Genomic DNA, 21,906 nt, shown 5'->3' on the forward strand with positions numbered 1-21,906 from the left:
GCGAGCGCACCCGCCCCGCCGCTCCCCGGGTCCACCCCACCCGCCGCGCGACCGACCGCGTCGATGACGCGACCCGGCTCTGCCACCGCCACTCCGGCGCGCGCAGGCCCCGCTCGGGCCCCCGGCGCAGGCGTTCCCGCGCGGTCCGCGCCGGCGTCGCCCGCGGCCGCTCGGCGAGTCCGGCCGGCCCGGACGGCTCAGACGCGCACGACGGCCCATCGGGCGGCCACGGCCACCGACCCGGCAGCCCCCGGAGACGTCCGCCCGCGCCCGCTCCACCGCAGGTCACCGCACGGCAACCCGTCGGCGCACCGCGCAAGGCCCTCGTCCCCGCGCTGATCCCCCGTACCCCCGCGCGAGCCGCGCGCCGCGCCCTCCCCCGAGGAGGCGAGGCGCGATGACCGCCGTCCGCGGGCACGCACCGCTCCCCCGCTCGCTCACCCGCCCCCCGGTCGAACTCGAGCTGATCATCCCGGCCTTCAACGAGCAGCGGCGACTGCCCAGCACGGTCGCCGCGACCCTGCGCTACCTCGACGGCCGGCCCTGGTCGTCCGCCGTCGTCGTCGTGGACAACAACAGCGTGGACGGCACCCTGGACGCGCTCGACCGGTTCACCGGCTCCCCCACCGGGCTCGACGTGGGCTTCCATGTGATCGGCTGCGGCGACCAGGGCAAGGGCGCCGCCGTGCGGCGGGGCATCGCGACCTCCTCCGCCCGGTTCGTCGGCTTCGCCGACGCCGACAACGCCACCCCCATCGACACCCTGGACCGGGTCGTGGAGCTGCTGCGCGCGGGCCACGGAGCGGTGATCGCCTCCCGGCACGCCCCCGGCGCCCACCTGGAGGTCGAGCAGTCGGCGCTGCGCCGCGGCGGCGGCGCGCTGTTCCGCACGCTCGCCCACCTCACCCTGCCGGACATCGCCGACACCCAGTGCGGCTTCAAGTTCTTCGACGGGACGCTCGCCCGCGAGATCGCCGGCGACTGCCGCATCGACGGCTTCGCCTTCGACGTCGAACTGCTCGCCCATGTCGTCAGGGCAGGCCGGGACGTCGTGGAGGTCCCGGTGGACTGGACCGACATGGCCGGATCGACCTTCTCGGCGCGCCGTGACGGGCTGCGCTCCATGGCCGATCTGCTGCGGATCTCGCTGGCCAGGTGAGCGACATGAGCACGACCGTCTCCCGCGCCCACAGCACCGGCGCCGCCGACGCCCCCGGAACCTCCGACGCCACCGGCACCGCCGCGCTCGCCCAGCTCGCCCGCCTGGACCTCGCCTTCCTCAACTGGCGCGACCCCTGGCACCCCGACGCCGGCGGCGCCGAGGCGTACGCGCACGAGATCGCCAGGCGGTTCTCGGCGGCCGGCGCGCACGTCACCTTCGTCTCGTCGCGGTACCCCGGATCGCGCACCCTGGAGTACCGCGACGGGATGCGGATCGTCCGCGGTGGCGGCACCTTCGGGGTGTACGCGGCGGCCGCCGCCCACCTGCTGCGCAACCGTCACGCCTACGACGCCGTCGTCGACTTCCAGAACGGCATCCCGTTCTTCTCACCGCTGTTCACCCCGCGCTGGACCGCCGACCTGTGCGTCATCCACCACGTCCACCAGGAGCAGTTCGACGTGCGCTTCCGCTGGCCGATGAACGCGGTGGGGCGACTCCTGGAGAAGCAGGTCAGCCGCCGGGTCTACCGGGGCAGGCCGGTCGTGGTCGTGTCCCCGTCCACCCGGGAGGGCGCGCGGCGCGAGCTCGGCTTCGGCAACCCCCTGTACATCGTGCCCAACGGCCGCCCGGCCGGCGTTCCCGCGGCGCCCGGCGGCGAGCGCAGCGACACCCCCGCGCTGACCGTCGTCAGCCGGCTGATGCCGCAGAAGCGGGTCGACCTGCTGGTGCGGGCCATGCCCGCGCTGCTGCGCCGGGTGCCCGGGCTGCGCCTGGACGTCTGCGGCGACGGCCCCGAGCTGCCGGCGCTGCGGGAGCTCGCCGACGGACTCGGGGTGGCGTCCGCGATCGTGTTCCACGGCCGGGTGACCGACGCCCGCAAGGAGGAGCTGTTCCACCACGCGTGGCTGACCGTCGTGCCGTCGGTCGCCGAGGGCTGGGGGCTGACGGTGATCGAGGCCAACGCCGTCGGCACCCCCGCCCTCGCCTACGACGTGCCGGGGCTGCGCGACGCGATCCAGCCGGGCGTCAACGGCCGGCTGCTCGACCCGTCGGCCGACCTCGCCGACGGTGTCGCCGCGGCCCTCGCCGAACTCGCCGACCCCGCCGCGCGCGACCTTGCCGCCACCCGCTGCCGGGCCTGGGCCGCCGCCTTCTCCTGGGACGAGAGCGCCGAGCGGCTCGCCCAGGTGCTCCTGGAGGAGCTGCGGCGCATCCACCGGCACCGGCGGTCCCGGCGCCGGGCCAACGACCTCGCCGTCGTCGGCCGGTTCACCGCCCGGGACGCCGACGCCACCGAGCGCGCGGCCCGCGACGCGCTGCGCAGGACCGACGCCTGGCACCGCGAGGGCGACTCCTTCCAGGTCCTGCTGCATGGCTGCGACGAGGTGCAGGCGCTCGAGGCGCTCGCCCGGCTCGGCGTGCGGGACGCGCACGTGGCCCTGGCCGGCGGCCGGGACGTCCTGGTGGGCGGGGCGTCCCGGCGCCTCACGGAGCCCGGGCCATGACCTCCGCGGGCCCGGTCGCCGCCCGTGCCTCGGTCCTCCCGGACGAGGTCACGGCGGTGCGCGGTGCCCGCTGGATCGCGACCGCCGCGGTCGTGGTCGGCGTCCTCAACTACGTGTACGCCCTCATCCTGACCCGACTCCTCGACGTCGGCTCGTACGCCACCTTCGCGGCCGGGCAGGGCCTGGTCGTGTGCACCGCGGCGGTCGCGGTGGTGACCGTGCCGTGGATGCTGGCGCAGGCGCTCGCGCGGGCCCGGACCGAGGAGGAGCGGGCCGAGGCGGTGCGGTTCGCGGTGGTGACCGGGCTCGCGGGCGGGGTCGTGGCCGCCCTCCTGGTCGCGGCCGTCTCCGCCGAGTTCGCGAGTGCGCCGACCGTCGCCGTGATCGCGGCCTCGACCTTCCTGATCTATGTGAGCCGGGTCAGCGCGGGCTGGCTGCAGGGCACCGAGCGGCTGCGCGCCCTCGCGGTCCTGACGACCACCGAGGCGGTGCTGAAGCTCGCCGTCGGTCTGCTGTTCGTCTCGGTCCTGGGCCTGGGCGAGGCGGGCGCGCTGGCGGCCTTCGGCATCGCCGTCCTGCCGTACGCGTTCTGCCGGCCGCGCCGCTTCCGTGGCGGCCGCGGGCGCCCGTGGCGGGCGGCGGCCGCCAACCGCGAGCTGTGGCGGCGGGCGGTCGGCGTGGCCTCGCTGCAAGGCGCGGTCGCGCTGATGGCGACCGTCGACGTGATCCTGGTGGCGATGCTGCCCACCGACCGCTCGGCGGCGGCGAGTTACCAGGCGGCCGTGATGCTGGGCCGGGTGCCGCTGTTCCTCGCGGGCGCCGTCTCGATCGCGTTCCTGCCCGCCCTCTCGCGGCGCCGCGCGGGCGCGCCGCTCGCGGGCGACGCCCTGCGCATGTACCTGATGGTGGCGCTGCCGCTGACCGCGGTCGCCGCCACCACACCGGCCGCCATCCTGAACACCGTGTTCCCCGCCGGGTACACGCAGGTCAGCACGCTGCTCGCGCTCACCGCCGTGACCGGTCTCGCGCTCGGCGCGCTCGCCCTCCTGGTGACGTTCTGCCAGGCCGTCAGCGACTACGCGTGCGTACGTCCGCTGGTGGCGGGACTGGTGCTGTACGTGGCGGCGCTCGCCGCCGGCTGGTCGGCCGACGGGGTGCTCGGCATGGCGGCCGGCGGCATGTGCGGCGCCCTCGCGGCGCTCGCGGTGTTCGCCGTACGGCACGCGCGCCGGCACGGCTTCGGTTCGCCGAGGGCCCTGCTGCGGATACCGCTGGTGTGGCCGCTGGTCCTCGCCGGTCTGCTCGTACTGCTGCGGCCGTACACGGTGGCCTGGCTGATCGCCGCCCTGGCGGTCACGGGCCTGGCGCTGTGGTGGTTCTTCGGGCGGCACAGCGACCCCACGGGCAGCGGGCCGCCTCCGGACGGGCCGCCTCCGGACGGGCCCGGGCAGACGGCGGCCCCGCCGCCCGCTCCGGTGGCCGAGGAGCGCTCCGTAGGCCTGCTCGTGGACGCCGTATGGCGGGGGCGGCCACGGCCCGCCGACGACGCGGAGCTGCTCGGCGCGCTCGCGCTGGCACGGCGCAACCAGGTCGAGGGCGTGCTCGCCCGTGCCTACCCGGACCGGCTCGCCGCCACCCGGGCCGAGGTGACGGCGGCCACCGGACTGTTCCGCCGCAACCTGACCGAGTCCACGGCCCTCCTGCGAGCCGCCGGCATCCCCGCCGTGCTCATCAAGGCCGACCTGTCCGGCGACTACGTGTACGGCAACTTCGACCTGGTGGTCCCCACCGGCCGGTGGCGCCAGGCACAGGAGGCGCTCGCGGGCTGGTCGGTGCGGCGCGAGCGGTACTGGCTGGAGCGCTCCACCAAGGTGCTGCTCGAACCCGCCACCGGCCCCTCGGCCCATCTGCACACCGCGGTCTCCTGGTTCGGGGTCCCCGTGGTGCCCACCGACCGGCTCTTCGCGCGCGCCCTGCCGCCGGACGGCGAAGCGGCCTGGAGCGCGCACGGAGCCGCCTGGCTTGTGCCCTGCCCGGCGGACCGGTTGCGGATCTGGCTGGCACACGCGCTGTTCCAGAACCTCACCCTCGACCTGTCCGAACTCCTCGCGCTGCGCGCCCTGCTGAGCCCCGAGGTGATCGCCGAGGCCCGCCGCGAGGCCGCCCGCGAGGGCTGGTCGGCGGGCAGCGGCCGGGTGCTGGCCACCGCGCTCACGGCCATGGCGCGGCTCGACCGCGGAGAGCCCGTACGGCTGCCGCTGCCACTGCCCGTGGGGACCTCCCTGCGGGCCGGGGCGGAGCACTCGGGCCACCTCCTCGGCACGGGGCGGGTGGCCACGGCGGCCCGCGAGGCGTCGCTGCGCGTTCCGCTCGTGGTGACCAAGCGCGTCCGGAGGCGGGTGGCATGACCAGGTTCACGGACCGCGCGACGGCCGGCGGCTGGACCGACGGAGCCACCACCGGGAGCGACCCGCGAAGCCCCCTGCTGGTCGCGGTATCCGGGCCGGACAACGCCGGCAAGTCCTCGCTGGTGCGCGGGCTCGCGGGGCTGCTGCGGCAGCGCGGGTTCGCGGTCACCACGGTGCACTGCTACGGCTGCGTCCTGTGCCGACCGTTCCCGGTTCCCCCACGGGTGACGGACGAGGGCGAACCGGGAGAGACGGGGAACGACCAGTGGGTACGGCGGTCCACGCGTCCCGAGCGCCGGGGATCGTGGTTCCGCCGTGCCCACGCCTTCGTCGACGCGGGCGAACTCGCCCTGCGGATCCGCGCCGCCCGGCTGTGGGTGACGCTGCGCGCCCGGGGTCGCCCCACGCTCGTCCTCACCGACCGCGGGCCGCTGGACGGCCTGGTGAAGTTCGACCTGCCGCCGGGCCGTGGCGCCGCCCGGTCCTTCGCCCGGATCGCCGAGGACTACGACCTGACCCTGGTGCTCGAGACCTGCCCGGACACGCTGGCCGGGCGCGGCTGGGAGGACGCCACCGGCTCCCCCGCCGCCTGGTGGGCGCGCTACCGGGCCTGGGCGGCCCGGCTGCCCCGGACGGCCCGGCTCGACGGGGAGCGGCGGCCGTCGCTCGTGGCGGTGTCGGCGCTGCACCTCGTCCTCGACTCCCTGCCGCCGGCCGACGCGGCGCGGGGCGCGGAGCCGGCCCGGCGCAAGCGGGTCGTGGTGTCCATCTACGACGACGCGGACAACTCCGACTACCGGGGCGGCGGGGCCCTGGTCGTGGAGAAGCTGGCGCGCCGGCTCGCCGAGCACTATCAGGTGACCGTCGTGACCGCCGGGCGCCGTGCCGGGTCCCGGGAGCGCGACGGCATCCGCTACGTCTATCTCCCGGTGTGCCGGGCGGGGCCGCGGGCCGGGCAACTGCTCTTCCTCGCGCTGCTGCCGCTGGTGGCGCGCCGGATCCGGCACGACGTGTGGCTGGAGAGCTTCACCCCGCCGTTCTCGACGAGCTTCCTGCCGCTGGTCTCCCGTTCCCCCGTCGTCGGCATCGACCAGGGCCGCAGCGCCGAGGCGCTGTGGCGCCGCTACCACCTGCCGTTCTTCCTGGTGGAGCGGCTCGGGTTGCGCTGCTACCGGCACCTCGTGGCGTTGAACGAGGCCGACGCGTCGGCCGTACGGCGGCTCAGCCCGCGCGCCGACGTCCAGGTGATCGCCAACGGGGTCGAGACCCGGCAGCTCGACGACGGCCGGCTCGGCAGCGGCGACTCCATCCTCTTCCTGGGGCGGATCGACACCTGGATCAAGGGGCTCGACCTGCTCCTGGACGCCTACCGGCTCGGCCGGCCCCCGATGGACCTGGTCCTCGCCGGCAGCGGCACCCCCGCCGAGGAGAAGCGGCTCAGCCAGCTGCTCGCCGGGCAGGCGCACGGCGTCCCGGGGGTGCGCTGGGTCGGGTACGCCGAGGAGGAGCTCAAGCGGCAACTGCTGCGGGACAGCGCCTTCCTGGTGATGCCCTCGCGCCACGAGACCTTCGGCCTGGTGGCCCTGGAGGGCATGTCGTACGGCAAGCCCGTGCTGCACTTCGACCTGCCGGCGCTGCGCTGGATGCGCGGCGGCGGCGACGTGGCCGTACCGCCCTTCGACACGGCGGCGTTCGGGGAACGGATGCGGGCCCTCGCGACCGATCAGGACCTGCGCAGGCGGCTCGGCCGGCAGGCCGGGCTCGCCGCCCAGCACTACACGTGGGACGAGATGACGGGCAGCTACCTGGCGCTCGTCCGGCGGCTCGTGGAGGTTCCCGCCGCACCGCGGCGGCCGAGGAAGGACCGGAGAGTGCCATGGCAGACGACCCGCTGACCGCGCTCACCGATTCCCGGGCCACGCTGCTCGTCCTCTCCCCGCACCCGGACGACGCCGTGCTGTCCTGCGGCGCCCTGCTCGCCGCGGCGGTGGAGAACCGGGCCACGGTGACCGTCATGACGGTCTTCACGGAGGCCGCGCCGCCGCCGTACACCCTCTCGGCCCGGCAGTACCTGCGGCAGACGGGCGCCGTCGACGCGGACGAGCTGTACGCCGAGCGGCGCGCCGAGGACGCGGCGGTGCTCGAACGGCTCGGCGTCACCCGCTTCCACGCCGGCTTCGTCGACGGCCTCTTCCGCCGCAGGACCGACCCGGGCCGCTGGCGGCGCCAGGCCGCCCGGATGCTGCCCGAACTGGCCCTGGTCTACCCGACGTACCGCTGGCACCTGTCCTGCGGCCGGGTCTCCCCCCGGGACGCCGAGACCGTGTACCGGGTGACCGACACGGTCCGTGACCTCGCGCCGCGGGGCCGCGGCCTGCTGCTCGCGCCGCTCGGCATCGGCGGGCACGCCGACCACGTCCTGGTCCGCACGGTCGCCGCCCTGAGCGGACTGCCGGCCGTCTACTACAGCGATTTCCCCTACAGCCTGCGGGCCGCCGCGGACCCGGCGTTCACCGGCGGGCTCGACGCCACCGAGGCGTCCTGGGACAGCGGTCTCGACGCCAAGGCCGAACTCGTCCGGGGCTACCGGACCCAGGTGGACGCCCTCTTCCCCGCGGGGAACATCCCGCGCGTCCCCGAGGTGTACCTGCTCCCCGCCGGGGTGACGGACGCCGCGGCCCGCCCGAGCGGAGGCCCGCCATGACCGTCCCCCGCGCCTCCGCGCCGCCTCCACCCACACCGGCCGCCGAAGCACCCAGGGCCGCCCGCCGTACGCTCGGGCGACCCCTGCCGACGGCCGTGTACGCCCTGTTCGCGGCGGCACTGACGGTGACGCTGCGCCTGGTGGAGGTGAGCCGGGCCGGTGATCTGTTCGTGGACGAGGTCATCTACCAGGAGCTGGGGCGCAGCGCGGGGCGGGGCGGCTTCCCCAGCACCTCCGAGGGCCTGTTCTTCCTCCACCCGCCCGGCTTCTTCTACCTCGAGGCGGGCTGGATGAAGCTGTTCGGCGAGCACCAGGACGTCATCGCCCAGGTCCACTCGCTGCGCGTCCTCAACGCCCTGCTCGCCGGGGTGACGGCGGCGCTCCTCGTGGCCCTGGTGGCCCGGGTGCGCTCACGGCCGGCCGGCCTGGTCGCCGGAGTGCTTTTCGCGCTCGACCAGTTCTGCATCCGCCAGAACAACCGGGTGCTCCTGGAGACCGAGACGATGGTGTGGGTGCTCGCCGGCTTCCTCGTCCTGGTGCCGCTGTGCCGGTCCGGTCCGCAGGGCAGGCCACGGGCACGGGCGGTCGCCGGCGGGCTGCTCCTCGGCATGGGCGTCCTGACGAAGGACCACTCGGCGCTGGTCACCGTGCTGCCGCTGCTCCTCGCGCTGGCCCTCGGCTGGGGTCCACCGCGCCGGCTGACCGCGTGGGCCGCGTCGGCCGCGGTGCTGCCGTACGCCGTGTACGTCGTGTTCGTCGGCGGCTTCGGCCACTGGACGGACTTCTGGGAGCAGAAGACGCACGGCCTCGACCGGCTGCTCGGCCTGACCCAGGAGACCGGCTTCAACGCCCCGGGTACCCCCTCGCTCGCCGGTCGTCTCCTCGACGAACTGCCGGGCTACGGCACCACGTACCTGCTGCTGGCGCTGACCCCGGTGGCACTGTTCCTGCTGCTGCGCCGCCGGGAGCCCGTCTACCGGCTGCTCGCCCTCTTCCACGCCTGCGCGATCCTCACCCTGGGGTACGCGCTCGCGATCGGCACCCTGGAGGAGCAGGCGCTGTACCTGCTGTTCGTGCCGAACCTGGTGGCGCTCGCCGTCACCGTGCCGGTGCCCCGACGGCGGCCGGCGGCGCGGACACTCGCCGTCGCCTGCATCGCCGGCGTGCTCCTCGCCCCCGCTGTGGTGTACGCGAAGGACCGCTGGCAGCCGGACGACGGCTTCGCCAGGATGCAGGAGTACATGCGGCAGCACGTCCCCGCGGGCAGCGGCATCGTGACGGTCGACGGGCAGAAGACCCGCGGCGTCACCTACTGGACCTTCGAGGACTCCTACCGGCTCGGGAACTGGGTCACGCCCGGGGAGCGGGCCGCGCACCGGGCCGACTACGTCATCGTGCCGTGGAAGGTCGTCGAGCAGGGCTACGGCCGCTCCCCGCTGCCCGAGGTACGTGAACTCACCCGGGACGCCCGGCTGCTGTTCTCCTTCCAGGGTCACACCTACGGGTCGCTGGCGCTGTACCGGCTGCCACCGGTCCCCGGCCAGCCGGCCGGGCCGCGATGAGCACCACCCCGCGCCGCCCGCGCGTCCTGCTCCTGACCAGCAGCCCGCTGGACGGGGCGGACGGGGCCGACGTGCGGCTCGCCTCGGACGTGCTCGGGGCACTGCCCGACGTGGAGTTCGTCTGGTTCGCGCAGTGGCCGCGCCGGCGAGGCCGGCCGCCGCCGAACGGGCACCGCGGGCACGCGGTGCGGATCCTGTCCCGGGACGGGGTGCCGCACGTGCCCGAGCGGGTGCAGTCGGCGCTGGCCGGGGCGGTGCACGCGCGCCGCTGCGACCTGGTGCACGCCTTCCTGACGATCGGCCGGACGTTCCCCCTCTTCTCGTGGCTGCGGCCCCTGCTGCTCGGCGCCCGCCCGGTCGTCCACACCGTTCCGGGGGTGATGGACTCCCGGCTGCTCGCCCGCACCCGGCCACTGGGGACGACGGTCGCCCTGTCGGAGTCGATGGCGCGGCGGCTGCGGGCCGCGGACTTCGGAGACGTACGGGTCATCCCGCCGATGATCCCGCTGGAGCGCTGGCCGTCCCGGCCGCGGCCCGCGGGCCTGCCCGTGGTGCTGTACGCGGGCCACCACGACCCCCAGGGCGGCGCGGAGACCGCCGTCGAGGCGGCCGCGGAGGCCGCACGGGCCGGCGCCCGATTCCGGCTGGTGCTCGCGATGCGGGGCCGGCCCGGGCAGGACACCCACGCCCTGGAGGAGGCGCTGCGCGAGAAGGCGGGGGCCGAGGGCCTCGAGGACGTCGAGGTGCGCGGTTACGTGGACGACATGCGGGCCCTGCTCACCTCCGCGCACGTGCTGCTCTTCCCGCCGCCGGTGATCGGCGGCAAGGCCGACATCCCCCTGACGGTCCTCCAGGCGCTCGCCACCGGCCGCCCGGTGATCCTCAGCGACCTTCCGCAGTTCGCCGACTTCGGCAACGCCGTGCTGCGGGCGCCCGCGGGCGACCCGCGGCGCACCGGGCAGCAGTTGGTGTGGCTGCTCGACCAGCCGCGCTCCTGGGACGTGCTCGCCGAGCGGGGGCGGGCGGCGGTCGAGGAGTCCTTCGGCCCCGAGCGGTTCGCCGCGCAGTACGCCGCGCTCTACCGGGAGCTGCTGTCATGAACCGCCCCCGGCTGCGCCGGCCCCGGCTGCTCGCCCTGCTCGCGGTCCTCGCCCTCGTCGCACTCGTCGCCGCCACGGTCGGCGCCCTGAACCGGGACGACACGGACCCCTCGTCCTCCTTCGGCACCCTGCAGACTGCTCCGGAGCGGGCGCGCACGGAGTACGAGCACGGGCTGCGGGTCGCCCATCTGCAGATCGACTGGGGCAGGTTCGAGCCGGAGCAGGGCGTGTACGACGACTCCTACATCCAGGAGGTACGGGACCGGCTGCACGCCTTCCGGGAGGCGGGGCTGCGGGTGGAGGCGGGGCTCGGGCTCAACCACCCGCCGGACTGGCTCGCGGGCGCCTATCCCGAGTCGGTGTGGCGCAACCAGTTCGGCGAGGAGTCCACCGGCACCCCGAACATCGTCTTCAGCACCCCGGTCCGCGACGAGGTCGCCTCGTACGTCCGGCAGGTGAACGAACGGATCGGTCTGGACGAGATCTGGGCGATCCGGGTCGGGATCAACGAGAGCGGCGAGTTCGGCTACCCGTCGCCGGTGGCCGACGGGCGGGACAAGGGCGAGTTCTGGGCCTACGACCGCCACGCACAGGAGGCGAGCCCCTACCCCGGCTGGCGGCCGGGCGAGAAGGCGTACGAGGGCGCGCCGTTCACCGAGCGGCAGGTGCGCCGCTGGTACGACTGGTATCTCGCCTCGCTCGCCGACGCCGTCGACTGGCAGATCGACCTGTTCACCGGGCTGGGTCACCACGGCCCCCTGAAGGTGCTCGTGCCGGGCTCCGGCTTCTACCCCTCGGACTACCGGGCCGCCGTCTCCGGCTATCTGGACGGGACCCGCTCGGCGAGGCTGATCGGCCGCGGCGTCGGCTTCTTCGCCACCCTGGGCCTGCTCCAGCAGCGCGACGAGGTGCACATCGTCACCACCGCCCTCGTGGACGGCACCGGAGACCCGGTCGACAACGGCTGCGCCCCGGGCGACCCGAAGGCCGTCGCCACGGCGGACGGCTCGGCGGCCGCCGACCGGGCCGTCCGCGCCTGGTCGTCGACCCGCTGGGTGGTGGCGGTGGCCCGCTCCGAGGGCTTCACCCACCTGGACGGGGAGAGCGCCGGCCAGCACGTGGCGGCGTACTGGCCAGGGGTCATGGAGGTGGCCTTCCACCAGTTCGACTCCTGTGGCCTCGAGGGGCTGATGTGGGCCTTCGACCACGATCTGTACGACGGGACGCCGGGGTCCTCGCTCGCGGAGTACGCGGCGATGATCCGCGAGCGGGAGGGCCGGAGCGGGTCACAGGCTCCAGGACGCCCTGAGCGAGGAGAAGCGGCAGAAGCGGCTCACCGATGAGACCGGCACCCCGGGCGTCGCCGGCGGGCTGCCGGATCGCAAGCGATCCCGAACCGGCCGCGCACGGTTTTCAGGGCGTGCGGGCGCTCACGCGTCCTGCCCGGCGGTGCGCGCGGAGTCGAGGAACGCGGCGATCCGGGACGCGCCGGTGCGCTGCAGCCAGGTGCTGAAGTCCATCGTGCCGGGGTGGATCTCCCGGGTGGCGGGGATGTCCGCGCGGTAGCCGTGTTCGTTGAGCCACTCGTTGGCGTAGGCGAAGTCCTCGCTCAGGGCCCGGATCGCGTCGATCGGAATCTGAACGTAGGGCAGCGGTACGCCGAGTGCCTTCCCGATCGCCGCGGCGACCTGAACCGGCGTGAGTTCGTCCCCGGCCAGAGAGACGGCCCGGCCGATCCACTCCTTCGGCTGGGAGAACACCAGCGCGGTGACGGCGCCGACATCGTCGACGGCCATGATCTGCTGGGGGACCTCCGGAGCAAGCCCGGTGGACAGGTTCCCGTTCCGCAGCGCGTATCCGCCGGTGAAGTTCTCCATGAAGGACACCGGCCGCAGGATCGTCGCGGGCAGGCCGAGCGCGGCGACGTGCCGCTCGATCCGCCACTTGCTGACCAAGTTCACGGGCAGCTTCTCGTCAAGGTGCCGGTCCGCTTCGGCGACCGAGGTGAAGACGAAGTGCCCGATGCCCGCGGCGTGCGCGGCCTCGGCGACGTTCACTCCCCAGCGGACCTCGTCGTCGGCAGTGAAGTCCGGGGCGGTGCCGGGCGATCCGACGGTGGGCTGGACGCTGAACAGGCCCCAGGCGCCCTCGGCCGCAGAGATCAGGGAGTCGACGTCCTCCATCCGCGCCCGGATCACCTGCGCACCGGACTGCGCCAGCGCTGTGGCCCGCGGCCCGTTCGGGTCGCGCGTCAGTGCGCGCACCTGCCAGCCGTCGCGGAGCAGGTGACGGGTCACGGCCCTGCCCTGCAGGCCGGTCGCACCCGTCACCACGACGGTCTTCTTCGTCAGCTTCACGATCATCTCCATCGCGTCCGTGCGGAGGGGAAGCCGGGCCCACAAGTGGGGTGGCCCTCCGTTTCTCGTTCGCTACGATATGGAGGACCACCCCGTTTAGCAAGCCGCAAGGAGTGCCCGTGCCCAAGGACGCCACCGCCCCGCCCGGCCGGCCGATGCGCGCCGACGCCCGCCGCAATGCCGAGAAGATCGTCGCCGCCGCCGGGGCCCTGATCGCCGAGCACGGCGCCGACGCCTCCCTGGAGGAGGTCGCCCGAAGCGCCGGAGTCGGCTCGGCCACCCTGCACCGCCACTTCCCCTCCCGGCAGGCGCTCCTGGAGGCGGTCTTCAAGGACCGTGTGGAGGCCCTGTGCGCGAAGGCGGACGACCTCCTCGCCGAACCCGACCCGGGCCAGGCGCTGACCGCGTGGCTTCACGCCGTCGGCGCGCACGCCGTGGCCAACCGGGGCCTGGGTTCCTCGCTGATGCGGGACGGAGACCCGGCGCTCGGCGAGACCTGCCACGAAATGATCACCACCGCCGGAGACGCCCTCCTCGCGCGCGCCCGAGCGGCGGACGCCGTGCGCGCCGGGATCACCATCGCCCCACTGCTCAAGCTCGTCGGCGCCATCGCGCTGGCAACCGAACGGGAGATCGACGGCCCGGCCGAGGCCGAACTCCTGCTGTCGATCGCCATCGACGGCGTACGCACACGCTGACCCCGGTCCTCACGAACGGCCCGAAGATCTTCAGCGAGACCTGCGCGGGGGCTAACGCATCAGGAACTCCTGGGCCGCCCGGGCTCCTTCGTCGCTGCGGCTCTGGGTGGAGTGGCCGGCCCCCTGGAGGACGACGAGCTCGGCCTTCGGGTGCGCGGCGGCGACGTCTCGCGCCCACCGCACGGGCGTGGACAGGTCCCGGTCGCCGGCCAGGATCAGGACCGGCATGGTCAGGGTGTGGGCGCGCGCCGGCCGGTTGGGGCGCGAGGCGGGCCAGGGCAGGCAGGTCCGCGGGATCCCCTGCGCGCCCGCCGTCTCCCGCTGGAAGGGCCACACCTGTGCCGGGCTGATCCGCCGCACGGCCCGCTCCAGCGCCTGCCGCCGTCCCTCGACGGGCGCGGAGGCGTCGCCCCACGGCCAGCGGGAGTCGGCGCAGAGCGTCGCTGCGTGCAGGCCCGAGCTGAACTCCGCCGGGGGCTCGTCGGACGGCGCGGAGAACCCGGCGACCAGCCGGTCGAGCCGGGTCCGGTCGCCGCCGGCCGAGGCGTGGAGGGCGTCCAGGATGCCGTACCGGGGGTCCTGGAGCTTCGGGTCGATGATGCTGGCGATGACGAGGAGGTTGAAGACCCCGACGCCGTTCCCGTCCCTGCGGACCACCGTCGCGAGGTCGCGTGCGGGGTCGAAGCCGCAGTTCTGCTCCCGGCAGGCGGTGCGCAGCACCTGCCCGGAGTGGCCGAGCGCGTCCTCGTACAGGACGCCCGCGCCGTCGAGCGGCACGACGGAGTCCAGGACGAGTCTGCGGACCCGCTCCGGGTGGGCGAGCGCGTACTGGGCGGCGGTGAAGGTGCCGTACGAGACACCGTCGAGCGTCCATGTCCGTACGCCCAGGGCGCGCCGCAGGTCCTCCAGGTCGGCCACGGTGTCGGCGGTGGTGTAGAGGTTCCGCCGGGGTCCGAGGCTCTCGGCGCAGGCGGTGACGGCCGCGGGCGACGGGGCGACGGTGTCGCTGCTGCCGACCTCCTTCTGCAGGGCGGGGCAGTCGACGGCCGCGCCGCCGGTGCCCCGCTGGTCGATCATCACCAGGCGGTACCGGGCGAGTGCTTCGGGGAGCCGGGAGCGGATCCGCTCGACGTACGGGACGCCCGGCTGCCCGGGGCCGCCGGTGAGGAACAGCAGGGTTCCCCGCGGTGCGCGGGCCGCGCCGAAGACGGCGGTCCTGAGCTTGAGGGTGCCCGGCACGGCTCCGCTGCGGTCGAGGGGCACGGTCAGATCGGCGCAGGTCACGTCCGGCTGCCCGGGGCAGGGGCGGTGGCCGGTGAGCGCCGGGGCCGACGTGGACGGCACCGCCGTGGCTGTCGCGGGGGCGGCGGCCTGCGGGGCGCCGGCGGCGCCCGGCGCGGAGCCCGCGCACGCGACGGCCGTGAGGACGGCCGCCAGGGTCGTACCGGCTCTGGTCAGGATCGTTGAGGTCATGGGTCGCGTTCCCCTGTCGCGGGACGGGGTGCCGCGGCCACCTCGGGGGTGAACGGCACGGCACCGGCCGGGTGTCCGGCCGCGGCCATCCTGCGGTCCGCCCGCCGCCGGGGCGTTGGACATTCATGCGCGATCCGCGAGCAGGCTCCGCAGGGCGCTCGGGAGCCGGCCCGTGTGGTCGCGGCATACGCGGGTGAGATGGGCCTGGTCGGCGAAGCCGTACGCGTGGGCGAGGGTGCGCAGGCGGTGCTCGCCCTCCTCGATGGCGTGGAGGACGCCGCGGATCCGCAGGTCGTTGCGGTGCCGGGTGAGGGTCGTGCCGGTGACGGCGCGGAAGACCCGGCTGAGGTGGTGCGGAGAGGCCCCGACGGAGCGGGCCAGTTCCTCCAGGGAGAGGCGGAGCGCCCCCGGATCGGCGGCGAGCGCCGCGCAGGTGTCGCGGACCAGCCGGGCGTGCCCGCGCGCGGTGGCGGGGCGGGCGCCCGCGTCCGTACGCCAGTGGCCGGCGGTGCCGGCCACCTCGTCGAGCAACCGGTGGAGCCGCTCGGCGAGTTCGAAGGTGTCGGCGCCGTTGCGGGCCGCGGCGAGCAGCGCGCGGTGGTGGACGTCGGTGGCGCCGGTGACGCTGAACCGCCGGGAGACCGGCGGGCCGTCGAAGCGGTCGGCGAACAGCTCCGCGCCGACCCGGATCTCGGTGGACCGGTCGCCGGGGCCGATGGGGTGGGCGACCCGGTGTTCGTCACCGGGCCGGGTGAGGTAGCCGCCGCTCGGGTCGACGAAGAACTCCTCGCCGGCGATCCGGCGGAGATACCCGCCGGACCGGGCGAGGACCACCGTGTACCCGTCCGCGTGCCCCGGTCCGGCGAAGCCGGTGCGGTCCTCGCAGCACAGGATGTCCTCGACGGTCATCCCGCCGGCCCTGATCCGCCCGCACAGCGCCCCGCGCCGCTCCCGTACGGCCTCGTCGCGGAGTAACCGCTCCCGCCCACGGCCCTGTTCGCCCATGTGCTCCTCCCCGTCGGGGGTCGGATCCCCGGTGAGGCGGCCGCTCACACCCGGCGCCGCAGGACCAGGGCGAGGAGCTCCCGGTTGTGGTGGCGCCGGGTCCGGGCGATCGCGACGAGGGGCACGGCGAACAGGACCGGCGTCAGGGCGTTCTGGCCGTCGAAGACCGTCAGCTGGGTGACGAACGCTCCGGCCATCAGGGCGGTGAGCGCGGTGGCAGAGACGCTCGACAGGACCGGGATCACCAGGGCGACGGCTCCGGCGAGTTCGAGGGCGCCGACGGTGTACATCAGCCAGTCGCCCCAGCCGATCCGGTCGAAGGACTCGGCGGCCGACCAGTGGCCGACGAGCTTCGGCCCGGCGCTGGGGATCGCGAAGGCGAGGGCGAGCAGGATCTGGAACACCCACACGGTGATGTGGGCGCGCCGGCCCAGGGGGCGGGGGGTGGCGGCGGGGCGCAGGCTGGTGGTCGTGGTCACGGTGGGTCTCCTCGCATGGGCGTGGTGTGCGCTTCATGGAGGTAGACCGGTGGTGTGCCGGGAACTCATCGGTGCCGGGGCGCCGACTTCGAGCGTTTCCCCGCCAGGACAGGCCCTGCGGCTACGGGCGTTCGGCGGTCAGGAGCAGGACGCCGGTGTCCCCGTACTCCGGCAGGGTGCGGTCTTTGGCCAGGCGGGAGGTCCGCAGCGCGACGGTGCGGGGGGCGAAAACGGCGCGCAGCGCGGGCTCGTCGACCGGGCAGGCCGGCCAGACGGGGCCGCTGCCGATGCGGTAGCTGGGCATGCGCTCCATGAAGGAGGCCACGAGCCGCCCGCCGGGGCGCACCGAGCGGACGAAGGCGTCGCACAGGGCGGTGAACTCGCCGAAGTCCTCGGTGACGCTCTCGGCGACGAAGTTCATCGACGCCGTGTCGTAGCGGCCGTCGACGAGGTCGCCCGCGTCGCCGGGGACGACGTGGACCTTGGCAAGGGCCTCCTCGAGGGTCGCGGGGAGCGCGGGGTCCAGCGAGCGGCACAGGGCGTAGAAGGGCTCCCAGGTGTCCTCGGGGCCGCGCTCGAGTTGTTCGCGCAGGTAGGCGCGGCCGGCGGAGCCGGGTTCGAGGGCGTCGATGTGGCGGCTGGCGCCGGCGGCGAGCATCAGGGGGTAGAGGTTGGGGCCCGCGCCGAGTTCGAGGGAGCGGGAGATGCTGCCGGGGGCGAACTGCCGGTAGAAGCCGGAGTGGTGGTGGATGACGCCGACGTCGCAGGGGTGCATGTGGCGGTAGTTCTCGGCCAGGTACTCGGCGACCGGCCAGGCGTCCCAGTCCGCGTCGCCGTTCCGGCGGAGCGCGGGCCTGGGTTCCGTGGTCATCATGACTCCGGCTGCTGTCCGGCCGGGATCGCGCCGGGGCGGACGGCTTCGTGGCGCTGGAGGGCGAAGCGCAGCGAGAGGCCGGTGAGCACGTCGTTGAGCTGCTCGATCTCCTCGTCGGTGTTGGCGGCGGTGATCTGGATTCGGAAGCCGACCCGGTTGCGGGGTACGAGCGGGTAGCTGGCGAGGGTGACGTAGATTCCCCGCTCCCACAGGAACGTGGCGACCGCCTCCAGGTCCTCGGCGTCGCCGAGCGGGATCTCGACGATCGGCAGGCCGTCCGTGTTGGGGGTGGCGATGCCCAGGCTGCGTACGTGGTCGAGGACGCGGGCGGTCTTGCGGTGCAGGTCGGCGCGGATGGCGTCGCCGCGTTCGTCGTTGACCTCGAGTCCGGCGAGCACGGTGGCGAGCGAGGCGGTCGGCGAGGGGCCCGAGTAGAGGTAGGGGGCGGCGGCCACCTTGAGGTGGTCCTTGAGGCGGCGCGGTACGGCGAGGAAGGCGAGGAGCGAGGAGTACGCCTTGGAGAAGCCGCCGACCAGGACGATACCGTCGTAGCTCTCGCCGAGGTGGCGGACGATGCTGTTGCCGCGCGAGCCGTACGGGCTGGTCTCCCCCTGGCCGCGTTCCCCGATGACGCCGAAGCCGTGGGCGTCGTCGACGTACAGCAGGGCGCCGTTGTCGCGGCAGATCCGGGCGATCCCGGGCAGGTCGGGGTAGTTGCCGGTCATGCTGTTGACGCCGTCCATGCAGACCAGCCGGGCGCCGGCGGCGGGGGCCTCGCGCAGCATCGAGTCGAGTTCCCAGGGGTGGTCGGCGCGGAAGCGGTGCACCTCGGCGCCCTGGCCGCGGGCGATGACGCAGGCGTCGTAGATGGTGCGGTGGGCCTGGGCCTCGACGAAGAGGTGGCCGCCGGCGGCGAGCAGCGGCACCACGGACTGGTGGATGAGGGTGATGGTGGGCAGGAGCAGGGTGTCGGGGGCGCCGAGCAGTGCGGTGAGCCGCTCCTCGATCAGCGGGTAGAGGCGGGGACTGCCGATGAGCCGGGACCAGCTGGGGTGGGTGCCCCAGGCGCGGACCTGGGGGTCGATGGCGGCCATGATCTCGGGGTCGAGGTCGAAGCCGAGGTAGTTGCAGGAGGCGAAGTCGACGAGCCACTGGTCGCCGACGCGCAGCCGGCGGCCGTCGACCTCGTCGATGACGGCGTCGCACATGGGGCTGGTCCGCTTGAGCCGTTCCAGGTCGTGCCAGCGGGCGTCGGGCCGGCCGGGGCCCGGGGAGGGTGCGGTGCCGGCGGGCGGGGCGGGCGGCCGGTCCGGGGTACGGGCGGGGCGCCGGGCCGGGGCGGCGGGGGCCGGGGCGGGGGCGCGGGCCCTCGTCCCCGGCCTGCGATGGAGGAAGGTCTCGGCCTGATGGGCCGTCATCGGCCGGGCGAACAGGAAGCCCTGCCCGTAGCGGCAGCCCATGTCGGCGAGGAGGGCGCGCTGGTCCTCGTTCTCGATGCCCTCGGCGACGACCTGGAGCCCGAGGACGTCGGCGATGCGGACGATGCCCTCGACGAGGGCGACCTGCTGCCGGTCGGTGGTGATGTCGTCGATGAACGACTTGTCGACCTTCAGGACGTCGATGGGGAACTCCCGCAGATAGCTGAGCGAGGAGAAGCCGGTGCCGAAGTCGTCGATGGCGATGGAGACCCCGAGGTCCTTCAGGGCCCGCATGGTGGTGCCGATCTGCTCGTCCCTGCGCATCAGCACGGTCTCGGTCAGCTCCAGGACCAGGGAGTCGGCGGCGAGCCCGGAGGTGCGCAGGGTGCGCCGTACGACGTCGAGCAGGCCGGGGTCGCGGAACTGGCGGGCGGAGACGTTGACGTTGGCGCGCAGCGGCGGCGTACGGGGGCGGGCGCGCTGCCAGCGGGAGATGTCGCGGGCCGCGTGGTCGAGGACCCAGGCGCCGAGCGGCATGATGTGCCCGCTCTCCTCGGCGAGGGTGATGAACTGGTCCGGCGGGACCATGCCTCGGCGGGCGTGCGGCCAGCGGATCAGGGCTTCGAAGCCGGCGAGGGCGCCGTCGTCGACCTGGACGATGGGCTGGTAGCGCAGGGCGAAGGCATGGTCGGCGATGGCGGTGTCCATGCCGGCCTGGAGTTCGTGGCGGGCGACGAGCCGGGAGTGCAGCTCCGGCCGGAAGCGCCGCCACCGCTTCTTGCCGGCGGCCTTGGCGGCGTACAGGGCGAGGTCGGCGTGGCCGAGGAGTTCCTCGGCGTGCGCGCTGTCGAGGACGGTGGCGACGCCGACGCTGGTCGAGACGGAGACGGCGCCGTCGGTGAGGTGGAAGGGCTGGCTGAGGGTGTGCACGATCTCGGCGGCCAGCGCCTCGGCGTCGCCGGGTTCGCGGGCCCCCTCGATGAGGACGCCGAACTCGTCGCCGCCGAGCCGGGCGGCGGTGTCGGTGAGCCGGAGCACGGAGCTGAGCCGGTGGGCGACGGCGACGAGCAGTTCGTCGCCGACGGAGTGGCCCATCGTGTCGTTGACGACCTTGAAGTCGTCGAGGTCGACGAAGAGCATGCAGGTCAGGGTGGATTCGCGGCGGCCGCGCAGCAGGGCGCGCTCGATCCGCTCCAGGAGCAGCACCCGGTTGGGCAGGCCGGTGAGCGAGTCGTGGAAGGCGCGGTGGGTGAGCTCCCGCTCCAGCTTGCGCTGCTCGGTGACGTCCCTGAGGGTCAGCACCAGGCCGTGCACGGTGGCCTCGTCGCGCAGGTTGCTGCACCGCACCTCGACCTCCAGGTCGGCGGCGCCGCCGTGCAGCAGCTTCCAGTCGTCGCGGGCGTCCACGTGTCCGTGGGAGCGGACGTCGGCGAGGATGCGCAGGGCGCTCAGCGCGTCACCGGGGGCGAGGAGTTCGGTGAGCGGGGTACCGGACAGCAGGGAGTGCCCGAACATGCTCTCCGCCGAGGGGCTCGCATACCGGACGGTGTCGTCGTCGTCGACGATGAGGATGACGTCGGAGGTGTTGTGCACCAGGGTGCGGAAGTACGCCTCGCTGGTGCGGCGGCTGACCTCCTCGCTCAGCCCGAACCGTTCCAGGGCGAGCGCGGCCTGGGAGGCGAGGGACTGGGCGGGTCCCGCGATCTCGGAGAGCTTCTTGTCCGTGCCCGCGAGCAGCAGTGCGCCGAGCAGCGGCTCGCCCGCGGCGGGGGCCTGGAGGGCGAGCGGGCAGAGCAGCACGTGGGTCGCGGGCGCGGTGGCGTTCGCGATGGCGGGGTCGAGCGTGTCGGTGGGCAGGAGCCGGCGGCCTTCGGCGAGGAGTTCGGGCCAGTGCGGGCCCTGCGGGCCGGTGACCTCGGCGACGTGCACGTTCCAGGGGTGGCGTGCGGTGGGTACGGCGCTGAGCCGGCCGCGCCGGTCCCGGGCGAGCAGCATCGTCAGGTGCGGGGTGCCGGCGCCGAAGAGGGTGCCGGCCGCGGTCTCGACGGCGGCGGCGACCTCGCGCGGGCTGAGCGCCGCCACCAGGGACGCGGCGGCGACCCGCAGGCTGCGCTCGCGGGCCTCGGCCCTGCTGTGGTCGGCCATCATGCCCCACAGCCGGACCAGGACCAGCAGGAACATGATCGCGGAGAAGATCGCGATGACGCCGATGTCCGGTTCGGGGTCCATGCGCAGGGACTGGAAGAGCAGCAGGGCGGGCGCGATGAGGGAGGCGACGGCGAGCAGGACGAGCCGCCGTTCGGTGATCCGCGGCGCCCGTTCGGGTGCGGGCGCGGTGAGGCCGGTCATCGAGGGGTGCAGGGCGGCCAGGCCCCAGGCGGTGAAGAAGACCACCCAGCCGAGGTCCCACGGGGTGCCGACCTGCCAGGTGCCGTCCAGCTGCTTCATTCCGTAGAGGACGTCGGAGAAGAGGATGCCGCAGGTGCCCAGGGTGAGCAGCTGGACGGCGCGGGAGCGCAGTCCGCCCGGCACGAGGAGGCGGGCGAGCATCGCGAGCATCAGCACGTCGCCGAGGGGGTAGGCGATCGAGATCGCGCGCTCGACCCAGGTCATGTCCGGGGATGTGGTGAGCGGGGTGATCAGGTTGACCCAGGAGAGCAGCGCGAGACCCGAGGTGAGGATGAGCGCGTCGAGCGCGACCGCGAGGTCCCGGCCCGCGGCGCGGTAGCGGATGAAGCCGTAGAGGCCGAGGGCGAAGAGCGGATAGGTGGCGAGGTAGAAGGCGTCCGCGAGGGAGGGGAAGGGCCGGTTCTGGTGAAAGAAGGCCTCCAGCGCGTTGTACGCCGTGTCGCCGGCGACGAAGGTGAAGTTGGCGGCGGCGAGCACCAGCCAGGGCCAGCGGCGGGCCGGTTTGTGCAGATGGACACCGGTGAGGATGGCGGCCACGCCACTGAGGCCGATGAGGGCCCAGAGGATGGTGTGGCGTGACGGCACTTCGAGGTAGGCGACGGTCAGACCGGCCACGAACAGCACGTACACGAGGGTCCAGCGGCGCAGTGGCCCGGACAGCTCACGCAGCGGCATCGTCGACCGCCCCCTTGGCGGGTGGCCCTGGTGGCACGGACCCGTTCACGACCAGTCTCCCGGCTGGTGCGGGGCGG

15 protein-coding genes are annotated in these 21,906 nt (G+C 74.5%); 9 read left to right on the top strand and 6 right to left on the bottom strand.

Annotation, left to right across the window (positions count from 1 at the left end):
- The first annotated feature begins 397 nt into the window (after nt 1–397).
- From ACIGEZ_RS23165 to ACIGEZ_RS23200, 8 genes are read left to right on the top strand one after another with little or no spacing between them, the layout of a single operon-like run.
- A complete protein-coding gene (locus ACIGEZ_RS23165; protein ID WP_399834000.1) occupies nt 398–1,159 on the top strand; it encodes a glycosyltransferase in 762 nt (253 codons plus the stop codon).
- Nucleotides 1,160–1,164: 5 nt separating this feature from the next.
- Nucleotides 1,165–2,667 carry a glycosyltransferase family 4 protein gene (locus ACIGEZ_RS23170; protein ID WP_399834002.1) on the top strand — a complete coding sequence of 501 codons (1,503 nt, stop codon included), beginning with the start codon at nt 1,165–1,167 and terminating at the stop codon, nt 2,665–2,667.
- A complete protein-coding gene (locus ACIGEZ_RS23175) occupies nt 2,664–5,075 on the top strand; it encodes an oligosaccharide flippase family protein (RefSeq protein WP_399834003.1) in 2,412 nt (803 codons plus the stop codon). The genes ACIGEZ_RS23170 and ACIGEZ_RS23175 overlap by 4 nt, the downstream gene beginning before the upstream one ends.
- Nucleotides 5,072–6,970 carry a glycosyltransferase family 4 protein gene (locus tag ACIGEZ_RS23180; protein ID WP_399834005.1) on the top strand — a complete coding sequence of 633 codons (1,899 nt, stop codon included), beginning with the start codon at nt 5,072–5,074 and terminating at the stop codon, nt 6,968–6,970. Before ACIGEZ_RS23175 ends, ACIGEZ_RS23180 begins: the two co-directional genes overlap by 4 nt.
- The gene (locus tag ACIGEZ_RS23185; protein ID WP_399834007.1) at nt 6,952–7,779 is read left to right on the top strand and encodes a PIG-L deacetylase family protein; all 828 of its coding nucleotides are present in this window, start codon (nt 6,952–6,954) and stop codon (nt 7,777–7,779) included. The genes ACIGEZ_RS23180 and ACIGEZ_RS23185 overlap by 19 nt, the downstream gene beginning before the upstream one ends.
- Entirely contained in the window at nt 7,776–9,341 is a 1,566-nt protein-coding gene (locus tag ACIGEZ_RS23190; protein ID WP_399834009.1) for an ArnT family glycosyltransferase, read from the top strand. The genes ACIGEZ_RS23185 and ACIGEZ_RS23190 overlap by 4 nt, the downstream gene beginning before the upstream one ends.
- Nucleotides 9,338–10,441: a glycosyltransferase family 4 protein gene (locus ACIGEZ_RS23195; RefSeq protein WP_399834011.1), complete on the top strand. Its 1,104-nt coding sequence runs from the start codon at nt 9,338–9,340 to the stop codon at nt 10,439–10,441. Before ACIGEZ_RS23190 ends, ACIGEZ_RS23195 begins: the two co-directional genes overlap by 4 nt.
- On the top strand, nt 10,438–11,784 hold the full coding sequence (locus ACIGEZ_RS23200; RefSeq protein ID WP_399834013.1) for a beta-galactosidase: 1,347 nt from the start codon (nt 10,438–10,440) through the stop codon (nt 11,782–11,784). Before ACIGEZ_RS23195 ends, ACIGEZ_RS23200 begins: the two co-directional genes overlap by 4 nt.
- A gap of 87 nt (nt 11,785–11,871) precedes the next feature.
- Here the strand turns inward: ACIGEZ_RS23200 and ACIGEZ_RS23205 are convergent, their stop codons facing one another.
- Complete coding sequence (locus tag ACIGEZ_RS23205) at nt 11,872–12,798, bottom strand: NmrA/HSCARG family protein (protein WP_399834015.1); 927 nt, start codon at nt 12,796–12,798, stop codon at nt 11,872–11,874.
- A gap of 119 nt (nt 12,799–12,917) precedes the next feature.
- Between ACIGEZ_RS23205 and ACIGEZ_RS23210 the strand changes: the two genes are divergently transcribed.
- Nucleotides 12,918–13,496, top strand: a complete 579-nt coding sequence (locus ACIGEZ_RS23210; RefSeq protein WP_399834017.1) for a TetR/AcrR family transcriptional regulator — start codon at nt 12,918–12,920, stop codon at nt 13,494–13,496.
- Between the two features lie 51 nt (nt 13,497–13,547).
- On the opposite strand, the gene ACIGEZ_RS23215 is transcribed toward ACIGEZ_RS23210, so the two are convergent.
- From ACIGEZ_RS23215 to ACIGEZ_RS23235, 5 genes are all read right to left on the bottom strand, one after another.
- Nucleotides 13,548–14,969, bottom strand: coding sequence for an alpha/beta fold hydrolase (locus tag ACIGEZ_RS23215; RefSeq protein WP_399834019.1), 1,422 nt, complete (start codon nt 14,967–14,969; stop codon nt 13,548–13,550).
- A gap of 123 nt (nt 14,970–15,092) precedes the next feature.
- Nucleotides 15,093–16,022: a helix-turn-helix transcriptional regulator gene (locus ACIGEZ_RS23220; RefSeq protein ID WP_399834021.1), complete on the bottom strand. Its 930-nt coding sequence runs from the start codon at nt 16,020–16,022 to the stop codon at nt 15,093–15,095.
- Nucleotides 16,019–16,453 carry a DoxX family protein gene (locus ACIGEZ_RS23225; protein ID WP_399834023.1) on the bottom strand — a complete coding sequence of 145 codons (435 nt, stop codon included), beginning with the start codon at nt 16,451–16,453 and terminating at the stop codon, nt 16,019–16,021. The genes ACIGEZ_RS23220 and ACIGEZ_RS23225 overlap by 4 nt, the downstream gene beginning before the upstream one ends.
- A 121-nt stretch (nt 16,454–16,574) precedes the next feature.
- On the bottom strand, nt 16,575–17,324 hold the full coding sequence (locus tag ACIGEZ_RS23230) for a class I SAM-dependent methyltransferase (RefSeq protein ID WP_399834025.1): 750 nt from the start codon (nt 17,322–17,324) through the stop codon (nt 16,575–16,577).
- A complete protein-coding gene (locus ACIGEZ_RS23235; RefSeq protein ID WP_399834027.1) occupies nt 17,324–21,829 on the bottom strand; it encodes an aminotransferase class I/II-fold pyridoxal phosphate-dependent enzyme in 4,506 nt (1,501 codons plus the stop codon). The genes ACIGEZ_RS23230 and ACIGEZ_RS23235 overlap by 1 nt, the downstream gene beginning before the upstream one ends.
- Nucleotides 21,830–21,906 lie beyond the last annotated feature (77 nt).

The sequence above is a fragment of the Streptomyces sp. NPDC085481 genome, assembly GCF_044541845.1.
Lineage (GTDB): Bacteria > Actinomycetota > Actinomycetes > Streptomycetales > Streptomycetaceae > Streptomyces.